The organism is Bacillus xiamenensis (genome assembly GCF_001857925.1).
GTDB classification, from domain to species: Bacteria; Bacillota; Bacilli; order Bacillales; family Bacillaceae; genus Bacillus; species Bacillus xiamenensis.
Genome location: NZ_CP017786.1, coordinates 1,307,581 through 1,325,662 on the forward strand (window position 1 = coordinate 1,307,581; position 18,082 = coordinate 1,325,662).

Consider the following 18,082-nt stretch of genomic DNA (forward strand, 5'->3'; position numbering starts at 1 on the left):
AAAAAGAGGCGGTCACAAGCTAATGCTACTGAATTGGAAAGGTGTTGCACATGCATTGAAAGAAGAACAATCGTTATCTTGGTGGCAGCTTTCTCTCATTGGAGTCGGCTGTACAATTGGCACTGGTTTCTTCCTTGGTTCCAGCATCGCCATTACAAAGTCCGGTTTTTCCGTCTGCATGTCATTCTTGCTTGCTGCGGTCGGCACATATCTCGTCTTTAAACATCTGGCTGCAATGACAGCCGAAAACCCAGATAAGGGATCGTTTTGTTCCTATGCTCGAAAAGCGTATGGGCGCTGGGCGGGTTTTAGCAATGGCTGGGTGTATTGGTTTTCAGAAATGCTGATTACGGGAAGCCAGCTGACGGCAATCTCTCTTTTTACTCGGCACTGGTTTCCATCCATTCCACTTTGGGTGTTTTCAGCGATTTATTCCGCTCTTGCTCTGCTTGTCATTATCATCGGGCTTTCTTCTTTTCAAAAGACAGAAAATGTCCTTGCGGTGCTGAAGACCGGGGCGATCTTGCTATTTGTCGTCCTTGCCGTTCTTGTCTTATGCGGCATGCTCACAGAACACCGGCCGGCCCTCCATCTGCCAAATAAAGACCACGAATGGATGCCGCTCGGTCCGCTTGGTCTATGGAATGGGCTGATATATGCATTCTATGCGTTCGGAGGAATTGAAGTCATGGGGCTGATGGCGGTGCATTTAAAGGACCCGAAAGATGCGGCAAAATCCGGACGTGTCATGCTGATCATTCTAGCTGTGATTTATATCGTCTCCATCGGACTTGCTCTCATGCTTGTGCCAGTGACGGCCTTTAACGAGAACAGCAGTCCATTTATTACATCATTGGAGCCATTTCATTTATCCATTTTTCTTCATATCTTTAATGGCATTTTCATTATTGCCGGTTTTTCAACATTGGTCGCCTCCCTCTATGCCGTCACGACGCTGCTTGGCACGATGTCAGAGCATGAGGATGCGCCTGCTTGTTTTAAACAAAAAGAACCATCTCATGTCAGATGGTCTTCGATTATGTTAACTGCTGCTGGATTGATCGTCTCGATTTTACTTGCACTCTTTTTGTCCAAACACATTTATGAGCATCTCACAACAGCAGCTGGTCTTACCCTTTTGTATACATGGGTGTTCATTCTGCTCTCAAGTAAAAAGCTGTCAAAGCCATCTACTCGCCAAACGTGCGAAATGGTGCTTGCCCTTCTTTTAATCGGAGCCGCCGTTTCAGGCACTCTGACAGAAGCAAGCGGACGGCCTGGCTTTTTTATCAGCCTTGGGATCATCGCAGTGATTGCCATTATGGTGCTTTTTATGAGGAAAAAGTGGAAACAGGATCAGGCCGCATCATAATTTCATTATGTTTTTTAAAGCAGTAAATGGACATTTGGCGGAGGCTGGTTTCTCCGCCTCATCATCTGAGAGAAAATATTGTTTCCATTCTAAATTTTTCTGATCCCCATACCATTTTAACGCTGGATGTACATCTACTTGATCGTACGCCTTCAGCCGCTTCCGTACGAGTTTACTCATCTTTTGACCAAATGTGGTGGAGCCGTTCATTTTTTCAAACACCCACCTTGGCTGAAAGGCCATCATAACATAAGGGAAATGACGGCTTTTTCGAAGTCGATGAGCAGGTGTCGAACACAATATAAAGTAAGGTTCCCCGTGAAAACAAAACTCCCATTCGTGATGCTCAGGATCTGCCGGAATGTCCTCTGGCCAGTTCAATTCATCCTTTTGATGCAACCGCTGAACCAAAGACCAGAACTGTTCCTCAAATTCTTCAATTGAGTGCTCCTTTACATCCTGTGGTGTTTCAAAGAAACAAATGAATGAAGCATATTGACCAGTTTGTCTAGAGCAACTTTGATAGTTTCTTAAAAGCTCTGCCAGATCATTCACTGCCTCATCTCCCCGCGGATCACCGACAAACCCATAACGCAAATGATCAAGAAAGTATCCTTGTCTGCCTGGTACACAGGGAAATGTATCTGCCTCATCGCCTACCATCTCTCCAAATCGCGTAAAAGCATCCTGCTTCCATTCTTCCAGTGACCGTAGATTTTGATCAAGGCAACTTTTCGCATACAGCTGAGCCATTCCCTTCCACCTCGTTTTAGCGTCTTCTCCATAGCCTATGAGGAAAAAAAGCTATGGTGACTGTCCTTCAACGACTTTCCCTGCACATCCACAAGGTGGATTTTTTTGCAAAATGAGCAGGAGTTTTCTTTCTTTTATCCAATCATGTTTGAGCAGACTTCTGCATATATTCATGATGCCGCCTCTTTTTGATAGAGCCAGTGATCATCATTGAAAAGGTTGTGAATGGCATGCTTCTTCTTTTTCTTCATCCAATGTATCTCATCTTATTTACACTGCCGGTCATGGCATTCCTTTGGGGATTCATTGGGTATCTTCTATTCAAGCGGATATGGCCTGTCCTTCTGTTAACGTTCGTGTTCTCCACGATTTTCATCTTTGCTTACACTGGATTTGACCTTTCTAATCTATACTGGGTCTTTTTGATGATGGCTCTCACTTTCGTATCAAGCGGATTCTCGAAGGTCATACACGGTCATTTTCAGGAGAAAAAACGAGTAAAGCCTATATGAGTGGTTCTTCATCAAAAAAACAGACTGAACGTATCAGTCTGTCAGATTGTTGACAAAGGGCTAAAATGCTCTTTATTTTAGCCCTTTGTCTTCTTTTCAGCGTGAACTGAAAACCTTTGCAGTCTAGGAAGGACGAGTACCGGCGCGGAGCGAATTTGACATTCGTGAGCACCGGCACGCAGGACTGACAAAGAATGCGAGGGTTTGTCTACACGCTGACAGACTGAACATATCAGTCTGTTTCATTCATCCTTCTACCCAATCAACGCCATGATCCCTTGATATCCAAAATAGGCACCGAAGCCGAGTAAAGATAGACCGGCAAGAACAGATAAGCCATGCAATATCCGTTCATTTAAATACCGTCTAAACGTACTGGCGAGTAGCGCCATACAGAAATCCCATATGAGCATGCCGATAAAAATGGCCAAACTGTACATCAGCATTTGGGATGCTCCATACTTTTCGATCGTATTGGCCAAAATGCTGCCATAGATTCCAAGCCAAAATAAAATACTGAGCGGATTGGAAAGAGAAATGAAAAACCCTGACATGAATGAGTGTCCGATTGATATGTTTCCTCCATCCTTTTTCGGGCTCTCCTGCAAATTGATTTTACGAAGGCTTTCAATACCGGTATAGGTCAGAACGAAAAAGCCGAACAGCCACAAAAAAGTTTTCACAAGAGGTGCGGTCAAAAGCTGGGCGACACCAAAATAAATGAGGAGCATATACACAATATCCGCAGCCATGGCCCCCACACCAAAAATCCACGCGTGCCAAAATCCACTTTTAATCCCTCTGTCAATTTGGGCTGCATTGACTGGCCCAACAGGCGCTGAAAGCGACAACCCTAAAAAGATATATCCAAAAAACACCGTCACAAGACGTCCTCCTTTTGATGCTGACTTGTACATGTTATTCACGCTTTCGTTGTTTTAGTACAAGTCCTTCGTCACCTTTTCTGAAGATGAGCTATACAAAAGGAAAAGCTACCGAATCAGCTGCTCACCGGTCTGCTTTCATCGCCGGCGGCTGCGCGGGTACGGTTTCTTTTTTCCGAGATCGATTCATTTGAATGGCAGCCGCAAAAAGGAGAACAGCTAAAAAGGCGAAAACAAAGACGGCGCTTGCCGCACCTGCCCACTCAAGGCTAAACCCAATCAAAAAGGACAAACAAGCTCCACCTAAACTAGCGGCGGCAATAAAATAACTCGTGGCCTCGTCGATGGCATTTTCAATCATTAATGCAGAAGCCGTCAAGGCAATGGGGAACATGCCAGCTGCGCACAGACCGATGAAAAAGATCAGAATTAGCTGCGCGGCGATGTGGGTGGCTAGAGCAAATACGGCGAGCAGCACAATCATAAGCGCTGCGCTTAGCTTTAAAAAACGAAGCGGATGCAACTGATCGGCTTTTCTCGCAATAACAGTTCTGCCAATGACGATCGCTGTCCAAAAAGTAGAGACGGCAAAAAGCCCCCAATTGTCTCCCCCTTTTTCTAGCATGATCGACGGCAAAAAATTCGCAAAGTTCGTTTCAATTCCTGCGTAGAAAAACGCAAAACAGAACATCAGCACCACAATCATTCGATTCCCTCGATCAAACAGCAAGGACGGTTTCTTCATGTCTTGAATAGGAGCCGCCATCTGCCCACGAGGGAGTTTATTCATAAAGGTAAGCCAGAGCATGAGAAAAAAAGTCAGTGCACCGACTTGAAATAAAAATACATAATGCCACGTTTCCTCTGTCACAGTCAGCAGAATCAATAGAGGAAATAAAAGTGCACCTAATCCAAAAAAGACCTCCATAATGCTGATTCGCTTTGCACTGTTTGCCATTGAAATGACATATGCCCCGGCTGTTGTCTCAAGACTGCCAGCACCGCTTCCGAGGAAAAAACCTGCCACCACAAGAATCGTCCAGCCCGGCACCAAAAGGCCAAGAAGAAGCGCTCCGATCATCAGCAGCAATCCCATGGTCAATACAGCACCGTAGCCTTTTTTCCTGACAAGTATTGGCGACAAAAGAACCCCTGTCAAAAAGCCAATAAACTGAAAGAAGATTAAAGAAGATAATTCCCCAGGACCCTTATCATAACTAGACAGCAAATAAGGCGTTAAACTGCCAAAAAACACATGAATGGTCCCAATAAAAAAATAAAAGATACAGCCAAAATAAAACACCTTTTTCATCTTTTCACTTCCTCTAAAAAGGAGCGGAGTCATGATATCCTCCGCTCCACCTCTTCATTAATATGCGCGGGCAGAGACGACAGCCTCTTCCCTCTCGAAGCACGTATTCAGCGCAGCCTGCGCGCGATAACCATCTGCAAAATCAGCTACCTTCATATGAGATGGATATGAGTTTGTATTTACCCAATGCATCAGCTGATCACGGAATGTATCAGACCATCCATAAAATTCATTTGGTGGATCTGTCAGCAATGTTTGCGGCATTTGATGACGCTCTACACACAAGCCATCACTGATTTCATATTCGTTTTTCATGTTTGTATGGTATTTAAAAACCTTGTCATGACCCACCACTTCTACACTAAATCCACATTCCTCCGGCTGCGTACTTTTGGACGTCACCAAATGAAAGAACACTTGATTCTCCATTTGCCCAAAAATTTCGGTATGGTCATCGACCTGTACCTTTTTCTCTTCCTTTTCCTTTACATGTGTCAGCATCTTCGTATTAAGGGATTCTTTTTTCATTTCACTGCCAAATCAGTACCACAGCATATCAATCAAATGAATCCCTAAATCTCCTAATGCACCGCTTGTACGCAGACTTTCGCCGCTGTCTCTCCACGAAAATGTCTTTCTTCTAAGGGCACTATTTTTCTTAAAATGTGTCCGTACTGTCAAAACGCGTCCTAATTCACCATTGGCGATCAAGTTCTTCAAAATATTCACAAATGATAAATAGCGATAGTTAAAGCCCATACTGGCTTGAACCTGGAACTGTTTGGCTGTCTCCACCATTTCCTTCGCTTCTTTTAACGATACAGCCATCGGTTTTTCACATAAAATCGGCTGTCCTGCTCTAAGCGCCTGAAGGGCATGGTCCTTGTGACAGAAGTTAGGGGAAGCAATGATCAATCCATCTGATGCATCCGCTAGTGTTTCGATACTGGAATACACACGTCCGCCGTACTGTTTAATAAATCCTTGTGCGACGGATTCGTGCAAGTCATAGACCCCAGATAATTCTGCACCTTTGATCGTTGATAATGCTCTAGCATGTGCTTTTGCAATATTCCCTGCTCCAACAATTCCAATTTTCTTCATGAATGTGCCTCCTCATGTTTATACATCACTGTTTTCAGTGTTTCATAGATTCCTTTTGCATACCCATGATGACAAATTTGATGATGGTGCCGTTTGGCTTCGGCTGTTGCATTTTGGACAAGAAAGCCGTGCGTGACGGATTGAAGCATCCGCAGATCATTCCCACTATCACCAAAAGCAAAGCCCTGATCTTTTGACAGATCATATTGATTCAGCATAAAACGAACGATTTCATCCTTTCCTGTTCCCACTGGTAAAAAATCAACGTCATAGCAATCCGCAGGGTCTCCCGCAAGCGGGTTGCATTTGTTGATGTTCACCGCCACACCCCGCTCCTTCGCAAGTGTTTGTATGAACGATAGATGATGGAGGTCTGTTCGTTCATCCTGCTCCTGATAATAGAAATTCTTTTTATACCCAGAGCTGCCCAGCTGCGTTTGCGGCCTAAGGGTGATCCCCTTTTCACGTACGCTTTGCAGAATACCTTCGATTTTTTCGTCTGAAAAGCCCTGTGCATCAAGCCGTTTCATCCATTCTGCATCCGTCTTTCCAAATTTGGCTTCTGATGTATACACGATTTCAGTTCCTAAATTCGACGCAATGAAATGCGGGAATTGATAGAAACCGCCTTTCTCCATTTTGCTCGTAACAGAATCGAGGCTGCTTCCCGTTACCCAGCCCAGCATGAGCTGTCCAGCCTCGCTTTTTTCTGCCACAAAAGCTTCCAGCCGCTTTACATCCTCTCTCTGCTCCTCGGTCATTCCGTGAGAATAATAGGTCTCATCGAAATCACAGAAGACGATCCACTGCGGATGTTGCGGTTGAGGCACAAGCTTTTTATTGAATGGAAGATTTGATAACATGATGGACCCCCTCGATGACTTTCTCCTGATCTTTAAGCGGCATACCTGGGTAAAGCGGCAAGTGGAGTAATTGCTGCACGGCTTTTTCCGTATGTGGAAGTGCCGTTTGTTTATACTTTTGAGAAACAAGATTCGTTTGATGCTGATGCGATAAAACCGGGTAATAGACATCTGTTTCTATGCCCATCTCCAGTAATTTCTCTGCCAGCTCATCTCGGCTTCCCTTCACCACTCTGATCGGGAATAGATGCCATACATGATCCTCTGTTAGCTTCGGAAGCTTTATGTAGCCTTCGTCCTCCAGTGTTTGCAGCTGATCTATGTATCTCTTTGCCAAGTAAAAGCGTTTAAAATTTTGTAAACCTAAATATTTCATTCTTTCTAATCCGATTGCGGCCTGTAAGTTATCAATCTTAGAATTAAAGCCATAGTCACTGCGCTTCACGTTTTTCTTTCCTGCTTCAAAGCCGTGATAGCTGATTTCCATGCATTTTTCGGCTAGGGCTTCATCATTTGTCGCGATGGCTCCTGCCTTTCCGCAAACTCCAAGGTTTTTGTACGGATTAAAGCTGAGAACAAGTCCATCTCCAAATGCCCCAAGCCCGCTGCTGCCAATCGCCTGACAGCCATCCTCAATGATGGATAGACCATGCCGTTTCGCAATTGCCGAAATGGCCTTCATATCCGCTTGTTTTCCATACAAATGAACCGGGAGAATACACACTGTCTTCTCTGTCACATGTTTCTCTATTTCACTCGGCGCTAGGCAGTAGGTGTCTGGATCAATATCGGCATAGACTGGAACCGCACCAATCGCAAGCACTGCATTTTCTGTTGCAGCAAAGCTGTTGGCGGGCAGAATCACCTCATCTCCAGGACGGACGCCTGCTGAGATTAAACTGATCATCAAGGCATCTGTTCCACTTGATGTGGCAATGACATATTTTTTCCCTAAGTACTCTGCAAGCGTCTTTTCAAACTTTGGAATATAAGGGCCTGACGTAAAACGGCCTGAACTTAATACTTCTTTCAGTACTTGCATAATATCGTCGATCTCATCCTCTGAAATCAGTTTATCTACCGGCAGGAACGGTATCTTTTTTTCCTTATTTTGTTTATAATGGAAGAGAATTTTTTCCAAACCAGTACGCGTAATATCTTGCTCAAGGAACGCAGCAAGCTTTTCATTTGCTAGATTCTTTTCAACTGAATCAGCCTTTACTTGAACACCTTGATTAATCATATCCAGCAACGGTAGATAATCCTTGCTTTTACCTAATATCTTCGTCAATATTTGCACTCCATTCCCTCCAATTAATCAATTCCATTTGTTAATATTTAACTTGTTTCACATTGTAAATGATGTTATCGATTTCAGAACAATAACTTTGTGTAAAGGATTTGTTAATATGTGTACAATTTATGAAATTGCCAAACGCTGCGGGGTTTCAACGACCACTGTTTCTCGGGTGCTGAACAACCATCCATATGTATCAGAAGAAAAGCGCCAGCACATTTTACAGGTGATGAAAGAAATGGAGTATACACCAAGCTCAGCAGCTCGCACCCTTCGGTCACATCAGACAAAAACCATTGCTGTGTCTGTTCCAGCTGTGGATCATCCTTTTTTTGCACAATTGATTAAAGGCATCTCAAAGGAAGCACTGGATCAAGGGTATAAAGCCATCGTGCTCCAGACGTTTTACCAAGAATCAGTAGAACGTGAAGGGCTTCAATTATTAAAAAGAAAAGAAGTAGATGGTGTCATATTGGGGGCGTTAGAAAATAAGTGGGAAACAATCGAGCCATTTTTAGCAAACGGCCCGATCGTAATGGCAAATGAGTATCATCATACAGCAGACATTCCGATTATTGGATATGATGAGCGGGAAGCTGCCTATAAAGCGGTTGACTACTTGATTCAATCAGGGCGTACATCGATTGGATTTTGCTTTGATACAGAAAGCAGCGAGGCGCAAAAACAAAGAAAGCAGGGCTATCTTGACGCGCTTTCTGCTCACGGTTTGCCGCTTAAAGAAGATTGGCTGTTCGGCGAGGCTTTTACCATTGAGGACGGCTTTCGTTTGATGGACTTAATCCACGGGATGCCGGATGCACCTGATGCGATTTTCACCGGCAATGATCAGGTGGCAGCAGGACTTATTAAACAAGCCATTTCATATGGTTATCAAATCCCTAAGGATCTAGCGGTGATCGGTTATGACAACCAAGACATTTGTGAGGTGACAGCTCCAACGATCACCACCATCGACATCCCCATCGTCGAGCTTGGCCAGCAGTCTGTGAAACAAATGATCCAGCTGCTGCAAGACCAAAAACCATTACAGCGTGAACATATTCAGCTGCCTACCCGGCTTGTCACACGAGAATCCACATAAAAAAGACTGAGAGATTTCTCAGTCTTTCATTTTTCAATCAATCGATCAACCTATACAAATTGAGCAAGAATGAATGTCCATATACATACGATGCCGAGCAAGATGAAGCTGTACTTCACTGTTTTTTTGAAAAGCTCAGATTCTTTCCCTGTTTCTCCAACAGCTGCTGTTGCAATGGCGATAGATTGTGGAGAAATTAATTTCGCCATGACACCGCCGGTCGTATTCGCCCCAATTAACAAACCTGCCTGAGAGCCGATTTGAGAAGCGGTGACTGCTTGAAGGTTACCAAATAGGGCATTGTTACTCACAACAGACCCCGTAATAAACACACCGATCCAACCAAGCATTGGACTGACAAGCGGGAACAAATCGCCTGTTTTGGCAAGCGCGAGACCAATTGCAGAGCTTAGTCCAGCAAAGTTCGCCAAGTTGGCAAACCCCATAATAAAACAAATCGTGAGAACAGGTATCCAAAGCTCCTTCACTGCTGCTTGTAAGCAGGCAGCGCCTTCTGTTAATTTGATCTGCCGGCTAAACAATCCTGTCAGCATGACCGCAATGAGAATGGCAGTACCAGTTGCACTGATGACATCCATTTTAAAGATCGCATCAAGCGGTGTTTCTGTTTGGGCAATTGGCGGTAATTTCACAATTTGCTGATGCAGAAACGGCATTTTCACTAAAATGGTTGTCCAATTGAGCGGGCCAGACGCAGCAAACAGCGCTTTAAATGCAGGCAGACTCCATACCGTACTCACAGCCGTTAAGATATAAAACGGAGACCAAGCCTTCAGCACCTCAATGCCGCTATACGTTTGTTTCTGTTCAATGGCTGGTGCTCCTTCTTCACGGTAAATGTGTGTTGGCTGCCATTTTCGGAGAAAGAGAGCCAGCATCCCCATACTTGCTAAAGCTGAAATAATGTTCGCCAGCTCAGGCCCCATCGTCACCATGGTCACAGCCTGCAAAATGGCATAGCTTCCACTCACAACAAGCAAGGCTGGCAGCGTTTCTTTGATCCCTTTAAAGCCGTCTACAATGAAAATGAGTAGAAACGGGATACAGAATGAAATAAACGGAATCGTATATACCAAGGTTTGAGACAAAGTAAGCGGCGGCATATTTCCCATTTGCGCCCCTGTAATCACTGGAATACCCACTGCTCCAAATGCGCCAGACGCAGCATTGGCAATTAAGCAGAGCATAGCGGCTTTCAGTGGTTTAAATCCAAGCTCTGTTAAGAGAGCGGCACTGATCGCAATCGGTACACCAAATCCGGCTGCTCCCTCTAAAAATGCATTAAAACTAAAACCAATTAATAAGAGCTGTAAACGTTGATCTTGAGAGATTCCTGCAATACTAGAACGAATAACATCGAATTTTCCAGATTTCACAGCAATTTTATAGAGCCATACAGCCATGATCACGATATATCCAATCGGCCACAGCCCATTAGATATACCGAGCAGCACAGCAGATAATGCCTTTTCAACCGGCATATGAAAGAAGAATACAGCTGTTACAAAACTGACGATCAAGGTGAAAAAAGCGGCCAAAACACCCTTTAACTTAAATACAGTTAATGCAAGTAGGAAAAACAAGATTGGAAGCATCGCCACCAATGCACTCACGAACTCATTACCAAACGGATCATATATTTGCTGCCACATAGTGATTCATCCTTTTCTGCTCAGATAGGTTGCCTTTGTTTGATTAAAAATGAGGAGCTAAAATCCCTTTTAACACATTCACACTATGTGCGAATTTTTCTTTTTCTGTGTCATTTAGTGCAAGCTCCATCACTTCTGTTGCACCATTTCGGTTCACAAGGGCAGGTACACCAATGTAGACATCTTCTGCTCCGTATTCTCCATCTAAATAAGTGCTGACAGTCAGAATGCTGTTTTCATTGTGCAAAATGGCTCTTGTAATACGGGCTAAACTCATCGCTACACCGTAATAAGTGGCACCTTTTTTCTCAATGATTTGATAAGCGGCATGACGCACATTTTCCATGATCTCATCTAAATCTTCTTGTTTGTATTGATCATTTCTCTTCATTAATTCTGCGATCGGTACACTTCCGATATTTGCATGGCTCCAAACAGCAAGCTCAGTATCCCCATGCTCTCCAATGATGTACGCGTGTACGTTGTGTGCTGCTGCTTCAAAGTACTCACTTAGCATGTATCTGAATCTTGCGGTATCAAGAGTGGTTCCACTGCCAATGACTCGTTCTTTCGGAAGTCCGCTGAATTTCCAAGTCGCATATGTCAAAATATCAACTGGGTTTGTAGCAACTAAGAAAATGCCATCGAATCCGCTTTTCATTACGTTTTCGACAATGCCTTTAAATATGTTTAAATTCTTCTCAACAAGGTCCAGTCTTGTTTCACCTGGCTTTTGGTTTGCACCAGCGCAGATACATACAATGTCAGCATCCTGACAATCCTCATAATCTCCATACCAAGTATTCACAGGATGCGGGGCAAATGCTTTCCCATGGTTTAAATCCATGACATCACCCATTGCTTTATCTTGATTCAAATCGATGACTACCAATTCATCTGTGATCGCTTGATTTATTAATGTAAAGGCATAACTACTGCCGACGAAGCCTGCTCCAATCAGTGCTACTTTGTTTACTTTTTCGTTTGTCATGTCTCCTCATCCTCCTGAGTAAAACTAAGTTGTTTGTTTGTGAATTATTTCACATTTATATTGTGCAATACTTCACAAACTTTTTCAAGGGGGTTTCTTAAATAAATATGTAGCGAATTTGTGAACACCCTTATTGTGGTTTCAAACCGCTGTCTCCATACATTTTTCCATCAGAAAAAAAGCTACCAAACACTCTTCGGCAGCTTCATCCATGTTTAATAAGGTCCCCAGTTGATCATCACGCCAATACATATAAACACAAGACCGATCACAAACCAAATGAGCGCAAGCAGCACCCTAAAACGCAGCCACTTCACATAAAGGATGCCACTTGCAGCAAGTACAGCCATCAACACCCCTGATGAATGAAGAAGCTGTCGAGATCATGTCACATGCCATAGAGCAAGTTCTAGGCAAAGAGCAGCTCGATCCTCCAATCGTGACGACAGGTGGAGAAGACTTTCACTTTTATGCAGCAGAAATCCCGCATATTAAATCGACGATGCTAGGTTTAGGCTGTGATTTAAAACCAGGGCTTCATCACCCTTATATGACATTCGACCGCTCTTCGATTTTTACCGGCATTGAGAGTTTGACTGAAGCTATATACCAATCCCTTCAGCAGCATTCATCGTAAAATCTGTCATGATTTCTTTTACACAGGACACCCTTGATAGATGAATGACACATCTCGCCAGCTCGACAATATCTTGTACAGGTATTCTCGTTTCATCATACAGAGAAATGGCTTTTTCGGCGCCATCTTAATATGGAACTTCTGCCGTCAGCTCTTCTGGATTGATACAGGTGACGGATATTTTATCTTTCCTCACATGAATGGCAAAATGGCATGGCTCCCTATATCTCCTTTAATTCCGCTGGTAACGCACGCTCCTCTATAAAGCTCTTGATCATGTCCGTAAAAAGTTCCTTCTTTTCAAAAGTAAACGTATGTCCAATGCCCGGCACAATGAACCCTTCTGCCTTTGGGTGTGCATGTGTGATTTTTTTCGCTGACCGTTTCATGATGCCTTTTTCCTTTTCCCCCACTGTGACAAGAATCCGTGCCTTCGCTTGCTGAAATGTGTGTGGGAGCTTGTAATGAAGGTTTTCTTGAAACATGGTAAGCAGGGTTTCCTTCTGCAACTGTTTTGAATCAGCCGTATAGTTACCGAGCGCTTGGCTTGGAATTCCTAACTTTTCAGCTTGCAGCTGGATAAACCATTCTTTTTTTAACAGCGGGTAAGTGAGAGGTAAAATCGGTCTTACCATCCAATAGAGCCATGGCAATGGCCGCACAAGGGCGCTGTTAATGACTGCAATGTCTGCGATGTCTGGCTCTCTCGATAGCACATCAACGGCTATCTGCGCACCTAAAGAAAAGCCAATGAGAATGACTATACGACCTTGCGCATGCTGTTCAATCCATGAGATGATTTCACCGGCGCTTTCTCGCATAGAAAACGACTTTTCATTTGCTCTTGTCCCGTGTCCGATGAGATCAGGGGTATAGCAATCATACGCTTCTTTGAACTTTTCAATCTGCTCCTGCCACATCCAGCTGCTCACTCCTCCGCCATGCAGGAAAACCATGATTGGTTTTTTCACCATCGACAATTCGTCCACCATCCTTATGTATATGAAAAAAGCAGCCGCTTTTTGAGCAGACTGCTTTTTCCATATGCTCCCTTCTATTATAAGGGAACTATTACATAATTGGCTATTTTTTCAAATCCTCAATGGAGTTCACGTTTTTCATATAAGTCGGAACAACTAGACCCATTCGCAGACCCTTCATACTTGTACCGAGGTCATCATATTTTCCTTTAAACTTCGCTGCATACGTTTTATGTGTATTTGGAAGCCAAGCAGATAATGATGCATCAGCACTTCCGGTTGCAATTGCTGTCCACATTGGACCCGCTTCAACCTGAGTCAAGGTTACTTTAAAACCAAGATCTCGCAGTACTTCTGCCGCAACATTGGTACTTGCAATCTCACTGTCCCACGCAACGTAGGCAAGATTGATTTTATCACCATTCGATTTTTTCACGCCTTTTGTCCATTTAGCCACTTGATCTTTATGTTTTTTCACATATTTAGCGGCAGCATCTTTCGGTTTGACGCCATCCTGGATATCAAGCATCACTTCGCCCATGTCATCTTGAGACCATTTAAACTGACTGAGCATTTTAGCTGCTTCAGGCTGATCCTTCGCAAATCCTTTACGTGAAATGGTGTGAATTTCTTCTTCATCACCATATGATTTTTTCGGATCATCTAAATATTTTAAATCATAGCGGGTAAACATCCAGTGAGGATTCCAGCCAGTAATGATAATTGGCTTTTTACGGTCGTAGGATTTCTTCAACGTGGCTGTCATGGCTGCACTTGATGCAGACACAACCGTCCAATCCTCTAAGCCGTAATCCTTTTTCGCTTGATCGGTTAAGGCCATAATACCTGAACCTGGATCAATCCCGATAATCGTTTTATTGACCTGCTGTGCTGCACTTGCATTTGAATCTGATTGTGCACCACATGCGGCTAGTAAAAAGACGAGCAGGGCGGTCATCCCAATGTAGAGAGACTTTTTCCACATTAAGCATTCCCCCTGGTTTTTTTCGTTTTAATGTTTTGTGTAATACGATCCAGTGTAATCGCAACTATCACAATGGCGATACCAGCTTCAAAACCAATACCTGTTTTCAGCTGCGTTACCGCACTGTATACTTCTGAACCAAGTCCTGGCGCACCTACCATTGCCGCAATGACGACCATGGATAAAGCAAGCATGATACTTTGGTTAATCCCAGCCAGAATCGTTTTTGTTGCAAGCGGAAGCTGAACTTTGAATAAACGCTGGAATGTCGTAGAACCAAACGCTTCTGTTGCTTCAATTAAATCGGCTGGTACTTGTTTAATACCGAGAATGGTCATACGAATCGTTGGCGGCATAGAGAAAATAACCGATGCCACAACCCCAGGAACCACGCCAATGTTAAAGAAGAAGATCGCTGGTAAGAGATAAACGAATGCAGGCATTGTCTGCATTAAGTCTAAGATAGGTGTGACAATTTTACGCACAGTTTCTTGCTGTGAAGCCCAAATACCAATCGGAACCCCGATCACAATCGAAATAATCACGGCTGTCACAACGAGCGCAAGTGTCTGAAGCATTGGCTGCCAGTAGCCTAAATAGTCGATCAGTAAAAATCCAATAAGTGTGAAAAGAGCAACTCCTCTTGTACTGATCCACCAAGCAATCCCGGCAAAGATAAGAGTTAAAATGATAGATGGAATGACACCAAGTGCTGCCACAATTCCATTTACTGTTCCAGCTAATCCATTTGTGATGCCATCAAAGAAACCACCAAAGGTTAATGTTAACCAGTCAACAAATTGATCGATATAATCCGCGAACGGAATTCTAGGTAAATCACTCATACTAAACATCTTATTCTACCTCCTGTGTAGAAGGCTCTTGTGCTTTAATTTCCTCTGGGGCGTCAGACATGTTGATATACTCATCATTACCAGATAATGCACCAATCAATGCACCTCTGACCACAATACCCTTCATTCTGTTTTTCTCATCAACAACTGCAATTGGAATGTTCGCATCAGACACCGCATCAAAGATCTCTGTTAAATACGTTGTTTCCAATACCGTTGTAAATTCTTTATCAAGAACAGTTTCAAGCGACGCACCCGTTTCTGCCGCTTTTTTCGCTGCTTGTGCAGAAATGACACCTAATAAATGCTTTTTCTTATCTACTGCATAGATAGACGAAATCCCAAGGTTCTTCATGAGCGTGAGTGCAACACGTGCCCCTTTGTCAATCTGAATGGTTTCTGCACGTTTCATAATATGACCAGCGGTTAATACTTTAGAAAGGTCAACATCTTCAACGAAACGTTCGACATATTCGTTCGATGGATTCATCAGGATTTCTTCTGGTGTTCCGATTTGAACGATATTTCCGTCCTTCATGAGGACAATGCGGTCGCCAATACGAAGCGCTTCATCTAAATCATGGGTAATGAAAATAATCGTTTTTCCTACAGACGTATGAAGCTCAAGCAATTCATCCTGCATATCTTTACGAATTAATGGATCTAGTGCGCTGAATGCTTCGTCCATTAATAAAATGTCAGGGTCATTTGCTAGTGCACGTGCCAATCCAACACGCTGCTGCATACCGCCACTTAATTGATTTGGGTACTGCTCTTCAAAGCCTTCAAGTCCAACAAGCTTTAAAGATTCAAGCGCTTTTGAGCGGCGTTCTTCTTTCTCTACACCTTGCAATTCAAGTCCGTATTCTGTGTTCTCCAGAATTGTACGATGCGGGAACAATGCGAAGTTTTGGAAGACCATGCTGATCTTTTTCCGTCTCACTTCACGCAATTGATCCTTTGACATATTTGTTATCATATCCCCATCAATATAAATTTCGCCGGAGGTTGGTTCGATTAACCTGTTTAGCATCCGCACAAGTGTGGACTTTCCGCTCCCTGATAGCCCCATGATGACAAATATCTCGCCGTCATACACATCAAAATTTGCTCGATTGACACCAACTGTTGCGCCGGTCTCTTTGAGGATCTCTCTTTTTGTTTTCCCTTTTTCAAGCATTTGAGATGCTTTTTTAGCATTTTTACCGAAAATTTTAGATACATTATTTATCTTGATTTTGATCTTTCTCTCTTCAGAATTCATATTTTCCCTCCAAATTAGCATCTTTATAACCGTAACATACGCGTTATGATGCGAACAATCTTTAGAATTCGCTTATTTCCGCACAATATGTATGAATTCCATATAGAGGTCTGGTGATTAGGGTTTATACACCGTATTACTCTTAAATCCTATAGAATGCTTCATAAACTACATATTACGGGGTATTTTCTCTCATCAGACAATATTTTACTGGAATTTCCTCATTGTGCTAAAAAATAAGTCGAATACTCGTGCTGCCAGACTTTTTCAATCATGAGTGAACCATTCTCCTGAACAGGATTTACCCGAAAATGGCCTCATAAAAACCTCTATTCTCAAATTTTAATCAAATAAACAAAAAAACTGCCTACAACTTTAGTTACAGACAGCTTGTTTTTTTAGGACTCTAGGGCAGCCCGCTTGATCTGATCTTGAAGCTCAAGCATACGTTTTGTGCCATCTTCACGTAATCGTTTGTTTTCCTCTTCGATCTGCTTCGTCTCTTTCATCCCTTGTACAATCGTATTAAAGGATGATTCAATCGTTTCAATGTCAATGCTTGGACGACCGGATAACTTGGCAATCTCAACACTTTGGCTTGAAATATTTTCAGCATTTCGTTTCAACATTTCATTGGTTCTTCTGTCCAGCTCACTCATTGAATCAGCCACAAGCTTTTGTCTCTTTGCTGTGACAGCTTGAATGATTCCATTTTTGAAAATAGGAATGGTGATGATGAAGGCAGAGTTGATTTTCCCAATTAATTTCGTATTCCCACGCTGCAGCAAACGAATTTGCGGTGCTGTTTGGAGGGCCACCATTCGTGCCATATCAAGGTCATACACACGCTCTTCAAGTGCTTGAATACCATTACGAAGCGTATCCAGCTCCATTTGCGCCAGCTGGTTTCCACCCGCCGCTTTTTCTTCATAAGAAGGAACCAATTGCTTTAATTCTTCGATTTTCATTTGACCTGCTACGACATACTTTTCAAGCTCCAAGTAGTATTGAATGTTATGCTCATACATTTCTTCAAGCGTCACAGTCGATTTGGTCATTTCGTCTTTATATTTATTGATTTCCACATTGATTTTTTCAATTTCTGCACCGAGCGTTTGATATTTACTGAAAATCTTTTCGATCATGCTGCCGCCGCGCTTAAAGATTTTTGATAACAAACCACCCTTTGGCTCGTCAAAATCATTTTTATCAAAGCGATCCATAATTTTTCCAAGCTGCGTGAGCATCGTTCCTGAGTCTGTGACGCTCGTTGAACGCATCATGGACAGAATACGGTCAGAGAACTTAGAGATTTCGACAGCCGGCTGTTTTCCATATTCAAGTAGCTCGAGCTGATTTTTGGCATCAATCTGTCTCGCAATGTTTTGAACTTCTGGATCATTGCGCAGCTGAACGCGGATATCGTCTGCCTTCTCAATCGTGATCTCCTCTTTATCAATTGAAATGATGTCATTACCGTTTGTATTTGTCATAAGCTT

Annotated in this window: 15 protein-coding genes and 4 pseudogenes; 4 read left to right on the forward strand and 15 right to left on the reverse strand. The window is 43.1% G+C overall.

Going from position 1 to position 18,082, the window contains the following annotated elements:
• Positions 1-22 precede the first annotated feature (22 nt).
• Positions 23-1,372 (forward strand): amino acid permease, encoded by a 1,350-nt coding sequence (locus BK049_RS06495; RefSeq protein ID WP_071168127.1) that lies wholly within the window; start codon positions 23-25, stop codon positions 1,370-1,372.
• On the opposite strand, the gene BK049_RS06500 is transcribed toward BK049_RS06495, so the two are convergent.
• On the reverse strand, positions 1,367-2,125 hold the full coding sequence (locus tag BK049_RS06500; protein WP_008362119.1) for a YqcI/YcgG family protein: 759 nt from the start codon (positions 2,123-2,125) through the stop codon (positions 1,367-1,369). The genes BK049_RS06495 and BK049_RS06500 overlap by 6 nt on opposite strands.
• Positions 2,126-2,313: 188 nt before the next feature.
• Here BK049_RS06500 and BK049_RS06505 point away from each other — a divergent pair, with 188 nt between their 5' ends.
• Positions 2,314-2,637: a DUF2651 family protein gene (locus BK049_RS06505; RefSeq protein ID WP_244887374.1), complete on the forward strand. Its 324-nt coding sequence runs from the start codon at positions 2,314-2,316 to the stop codon at positions 2,635-2,637.
• Positions 2,638-2,891: 254 nt separating this feature from the next.
• Here the strand turns inward: BK049_RS06505 and BK049_RS06510 are convergent, their stop codons facing one another.
• The 5 genes and pseudogenes from BK049_RS06510 to BK049_RS06530 form a co-directional block, all read right to left on the reverse strand.
• Complete coding sequence (locus BK049_RS06510; protein ID WP_008360353.1) at positions 2,892-3,521, reverse strand: LysE family translocator; 630 nt, start codon at positions 3,519-3,521, stop codon at positions 2,892-2,894.
• Between the two features lie 124 nt (positions 3,522-3,645).
• Positions 3,646-4,833 (reverse strand): MFS transporter, encoded by a 1,188-nt coding sequence (locus BK049_RS06515; RefSeq protein ID WP_071168128.1) that lies wholly within the window; start codon positions 4,831-4,833, stop codon positions 3,646-3,648.
• Positions 4,834-4,890: 57 nt separating this feature from the next.
• Positions 4,891-5,937, reverse strand: a pseudogene (locus BK049_RS06520) (Gfo/Idh/MocA family protein).
• Positions 5,934-6,800, reverse strand: coding sequence for an HAD-IIB family hydrolase (locus BK049_RS06525; protein WP_071168129.1), 867 nt, complete (start codon positions 6,798-6,800; stop codon positions 5,934-5,936). Before BK049_RS06525 ends, BK049_RS06520 begins: the two are co-directional and overlap by 4 nt.
• On the reverse strand, positions 6,775-8,100 hold the full coding sequence (locus BK049_RS06530) for a DegT/DnrJ/EryC1/StrS family aminotransferase (RefSeq protein WP_071168130.1): 1,326 nt from the start codon (positions 8,098-8,100) through the stop codon (positions 6,775-6,777). The genes BK049_RS06525 and BK049_RS06530 overlap by 26 nt, the downstream gene beginning before the upstream one ends.
• Positions 8,101-8,209: 109 nt before the next feature.
• Here BK049_RS06530 and BK049_RS06535 point away from each other — a divergent pair, with 109 nt between their 5' ends.
• A complete protein-coding gene (locus BK049_RS06535; RefSeq protein ID WP_071168131.1) occupies positions 8,210-9,199 on the forward strand; it encodes a LacI family DNA-binding transcriptional regulator in 990 nt (329 codons plus the stop codon).
• A gap of 50 nt (positions 9,200-9,249) precedes the next feature.
• On the opposite strand, the gene BK049_RS06540 is transcribed toward BK049_RS06535, so the two are convergent.
• The 3 genes and pseudogenes from BK049_RS06540 to BK049_RS18810 all read right to left on the reverse strand — a co-directional run.
• Entirely contained in the window at positions 9,250-10,872 is a 1,623-nt protein-coding gene (locus BK049_RS06540) for an L-lactate permease (RefSeq protein WP_071168132.1), read from the reverse strand.
• 43 nt (positions 10,873-10,915) lie between these two features.
• Positions 10,916-11,863: an L-lactate dehydrogenase gene (locus BK049_RS06545; protein WP_071168133.1), complete on the reverse strand. Its 948-nt coding sequence runs from the start codon at positions 11,861-11,863 to the stop codon at positions 10,916-10,918.
• Positions 11,864-12,078: 215 nt separating this feature from the next.
• Positions 12,079-12,228, reverse strand: a pseudogene (locus BK049_RS18810) (YfcC family protein); the annotation flags it as partial.
• Here BK049_RS18810 and BK049_RS06550 point away from each other — a divergent pair.
• Positions 12,225-12,500, forward strand: a pseudogene (locus BK049_RS06550) (M20/M25/M40 family metallo-hydrolase); the annotation flags it as partial. The pseudogenes BK049_RS18810 and BK049_RS06550 sit on opposite strands and share 4 nt — an antisense overlap.
• Here the strand turns inward: BK049_RS06550 and BK049_RS19730 are convergent.
• From BK049_RS19730 to BK049_RS06575, 6 genes and pseudogenes are all read right to left on the reverse strand, one after another.
• Positions 12,466-12,699 (reverse strand): annotated as a pseudogene (locus BK049_RS19730) (hypothetical protein); the annotation flags it as partial. The pseudogenes BK049_RS06550 and BK049_RS19730 sit on opposite strands and share 35 nt — an antisense overlap.
• 22 nt (positions 12,700-12,721) lie before the next feature.
• Entirely contained in the window at positions 12,722-13,474 is a 753-nt protein-coding gene (locus BK049_RS06555) for an alpha/beta fold hydrolase (protein ID WP_237739230.1), read from the reverse strand.
• A gap of 109 nt (positions 13,475-13,583) precedes the next feature.
• Positions 13,584-14,465, reverse strand: coding sequence for a glycine betaine ABC transporter substrate-binding protein (locus BK049_RS06560; protein ID WP_071168135.1), 882 nt, complete (start codon positions 14,463-14,465; stop codon positions 13,584-13,586).
• Positions 14,465-15,310: a glycine/proline betaine ABC transporter permease subunit OpuAB gene (gene opuAB, locus BK049_RS06565; RefSeq protein WP_008360348.1), complete on the reverse strand. Its 846-nt coding sequence runs from the start codon at positions 15,308-15,310 to the stop codon at positions 14,465-14,467. The genes BK049_RS06560 and opuAB overlap by 1 nt, the downstream gene beginning before the upstream one ends.
• Before the next feature lie 10 nt (positions 15,311-15,320).
• A complete protein-coding gene (opuAA, locus tag BK049_RS06570) occupies positions 15,321-16,583 on the reverse strand; it encodes a glycine/proline betaine ABC transporter ATP-binding protein OpuAA (protein ID WP_071168136.1) in 1,263 nt (420 codons plus the stop codon).
• Between the two features lie 398 nt (positions 16,584-16,981).
• Positions 16,982-18,076, reverse strand: coding sequence for a toxic anion resistance protein (locus tag BK049_RS06575; RefSeq protein WP_008360346.1), 1,095 nt, complete (start codon positions 18,074-18,076; stop codon positions 16,982-16,984).
• Between the last annotated feature and the right edge of the window lie 6 nt (positions 18,077-18,082).

Bases quoted from the DNA above. Each gene is read 5' to 3' on its own strand.
- BK049_RS06515 (WP_071168128.1), bottom strand. From the start codon at position 4,833: ATGAAAAAGGTGTTTTATTTTGGCTGTATCTTTTATTTTTTTATTGGG.
- BK049_RS06525 (WP_071168129.1), bottom strand. From the start codon at position 6,800: ATGTTATCAAATCTTCCATTCAATAAAAAGCTTGTGCCTCAACCGCAA.
- BK049_RS06495 (WP_071168127.1), top strand. From the start codon at position 23: ATGCTACTGAATTGGAAAGGTGTTGCACATGCATTGAAAGAAGAACAA.
- BK049_RS06500 (WP_008362119.1), bottom strand. From the start codon at position 2,125: ATGGCTCAGCTGTATGCGAAAAGTTGCCTTGATCAAAATCTACGGTCA.
- BK049_RS06535 (WP_071168131.1), top strand. From the start codon at position 8,210: ATGTGTACAATTTATGAAATTGCCAAACGCTGCGGGGTTTCAACGACC.
- BK049_RS06555 (WP_237739230.1), bottom strand. From the start codon at position 13,474: ATGGTGAAAAAACCAATCATGGTTTTCCTGCATGGCGGAGGAGTGAGC.
- BK049_RS06540 (WP_071168132.1), bottom strand. From the start codon at position 10,872: ATGTGGCAGCAAATATATGATCCGTTTGGTAATGAGTTCGTGAGTGCA.
- opuAB (WP_008360348.1), bottom strand. From the start codon at position 15,310: ATGAGTGATTTACCTAGAATTCCGTTCGCGGATTATATCGATCAATTT.
- BK049_RS06545 (WP_071168133.1), bottom strand. From the start codon at position 11,863: ATGACAAACGAAAAAGTAAACAAAGTAGCACTGATTGGAGCAGGCTTC.
- opuAA (WP_071168136.1), bottom strand. From the start codon at position 16,583: ATGAATTCTGAAGAGAGAAAGATCAAAATCAAGATAAATAATGTATCT.
- BK049_RS06575 (WP_008360346.1), bottom strand. From the start codon at position 18,076: ATGACAAATACAAACGGTAATGACATCATTTCAATTGATAAAGAGGAG.
- BK049_RS06560 (WP_071168135.1), bottom strand. From the start codon at position 14,465: ATGTGGAAAAAGTCTCTCTACATTGGGATGACCGCCCTGCTCGTCTTT.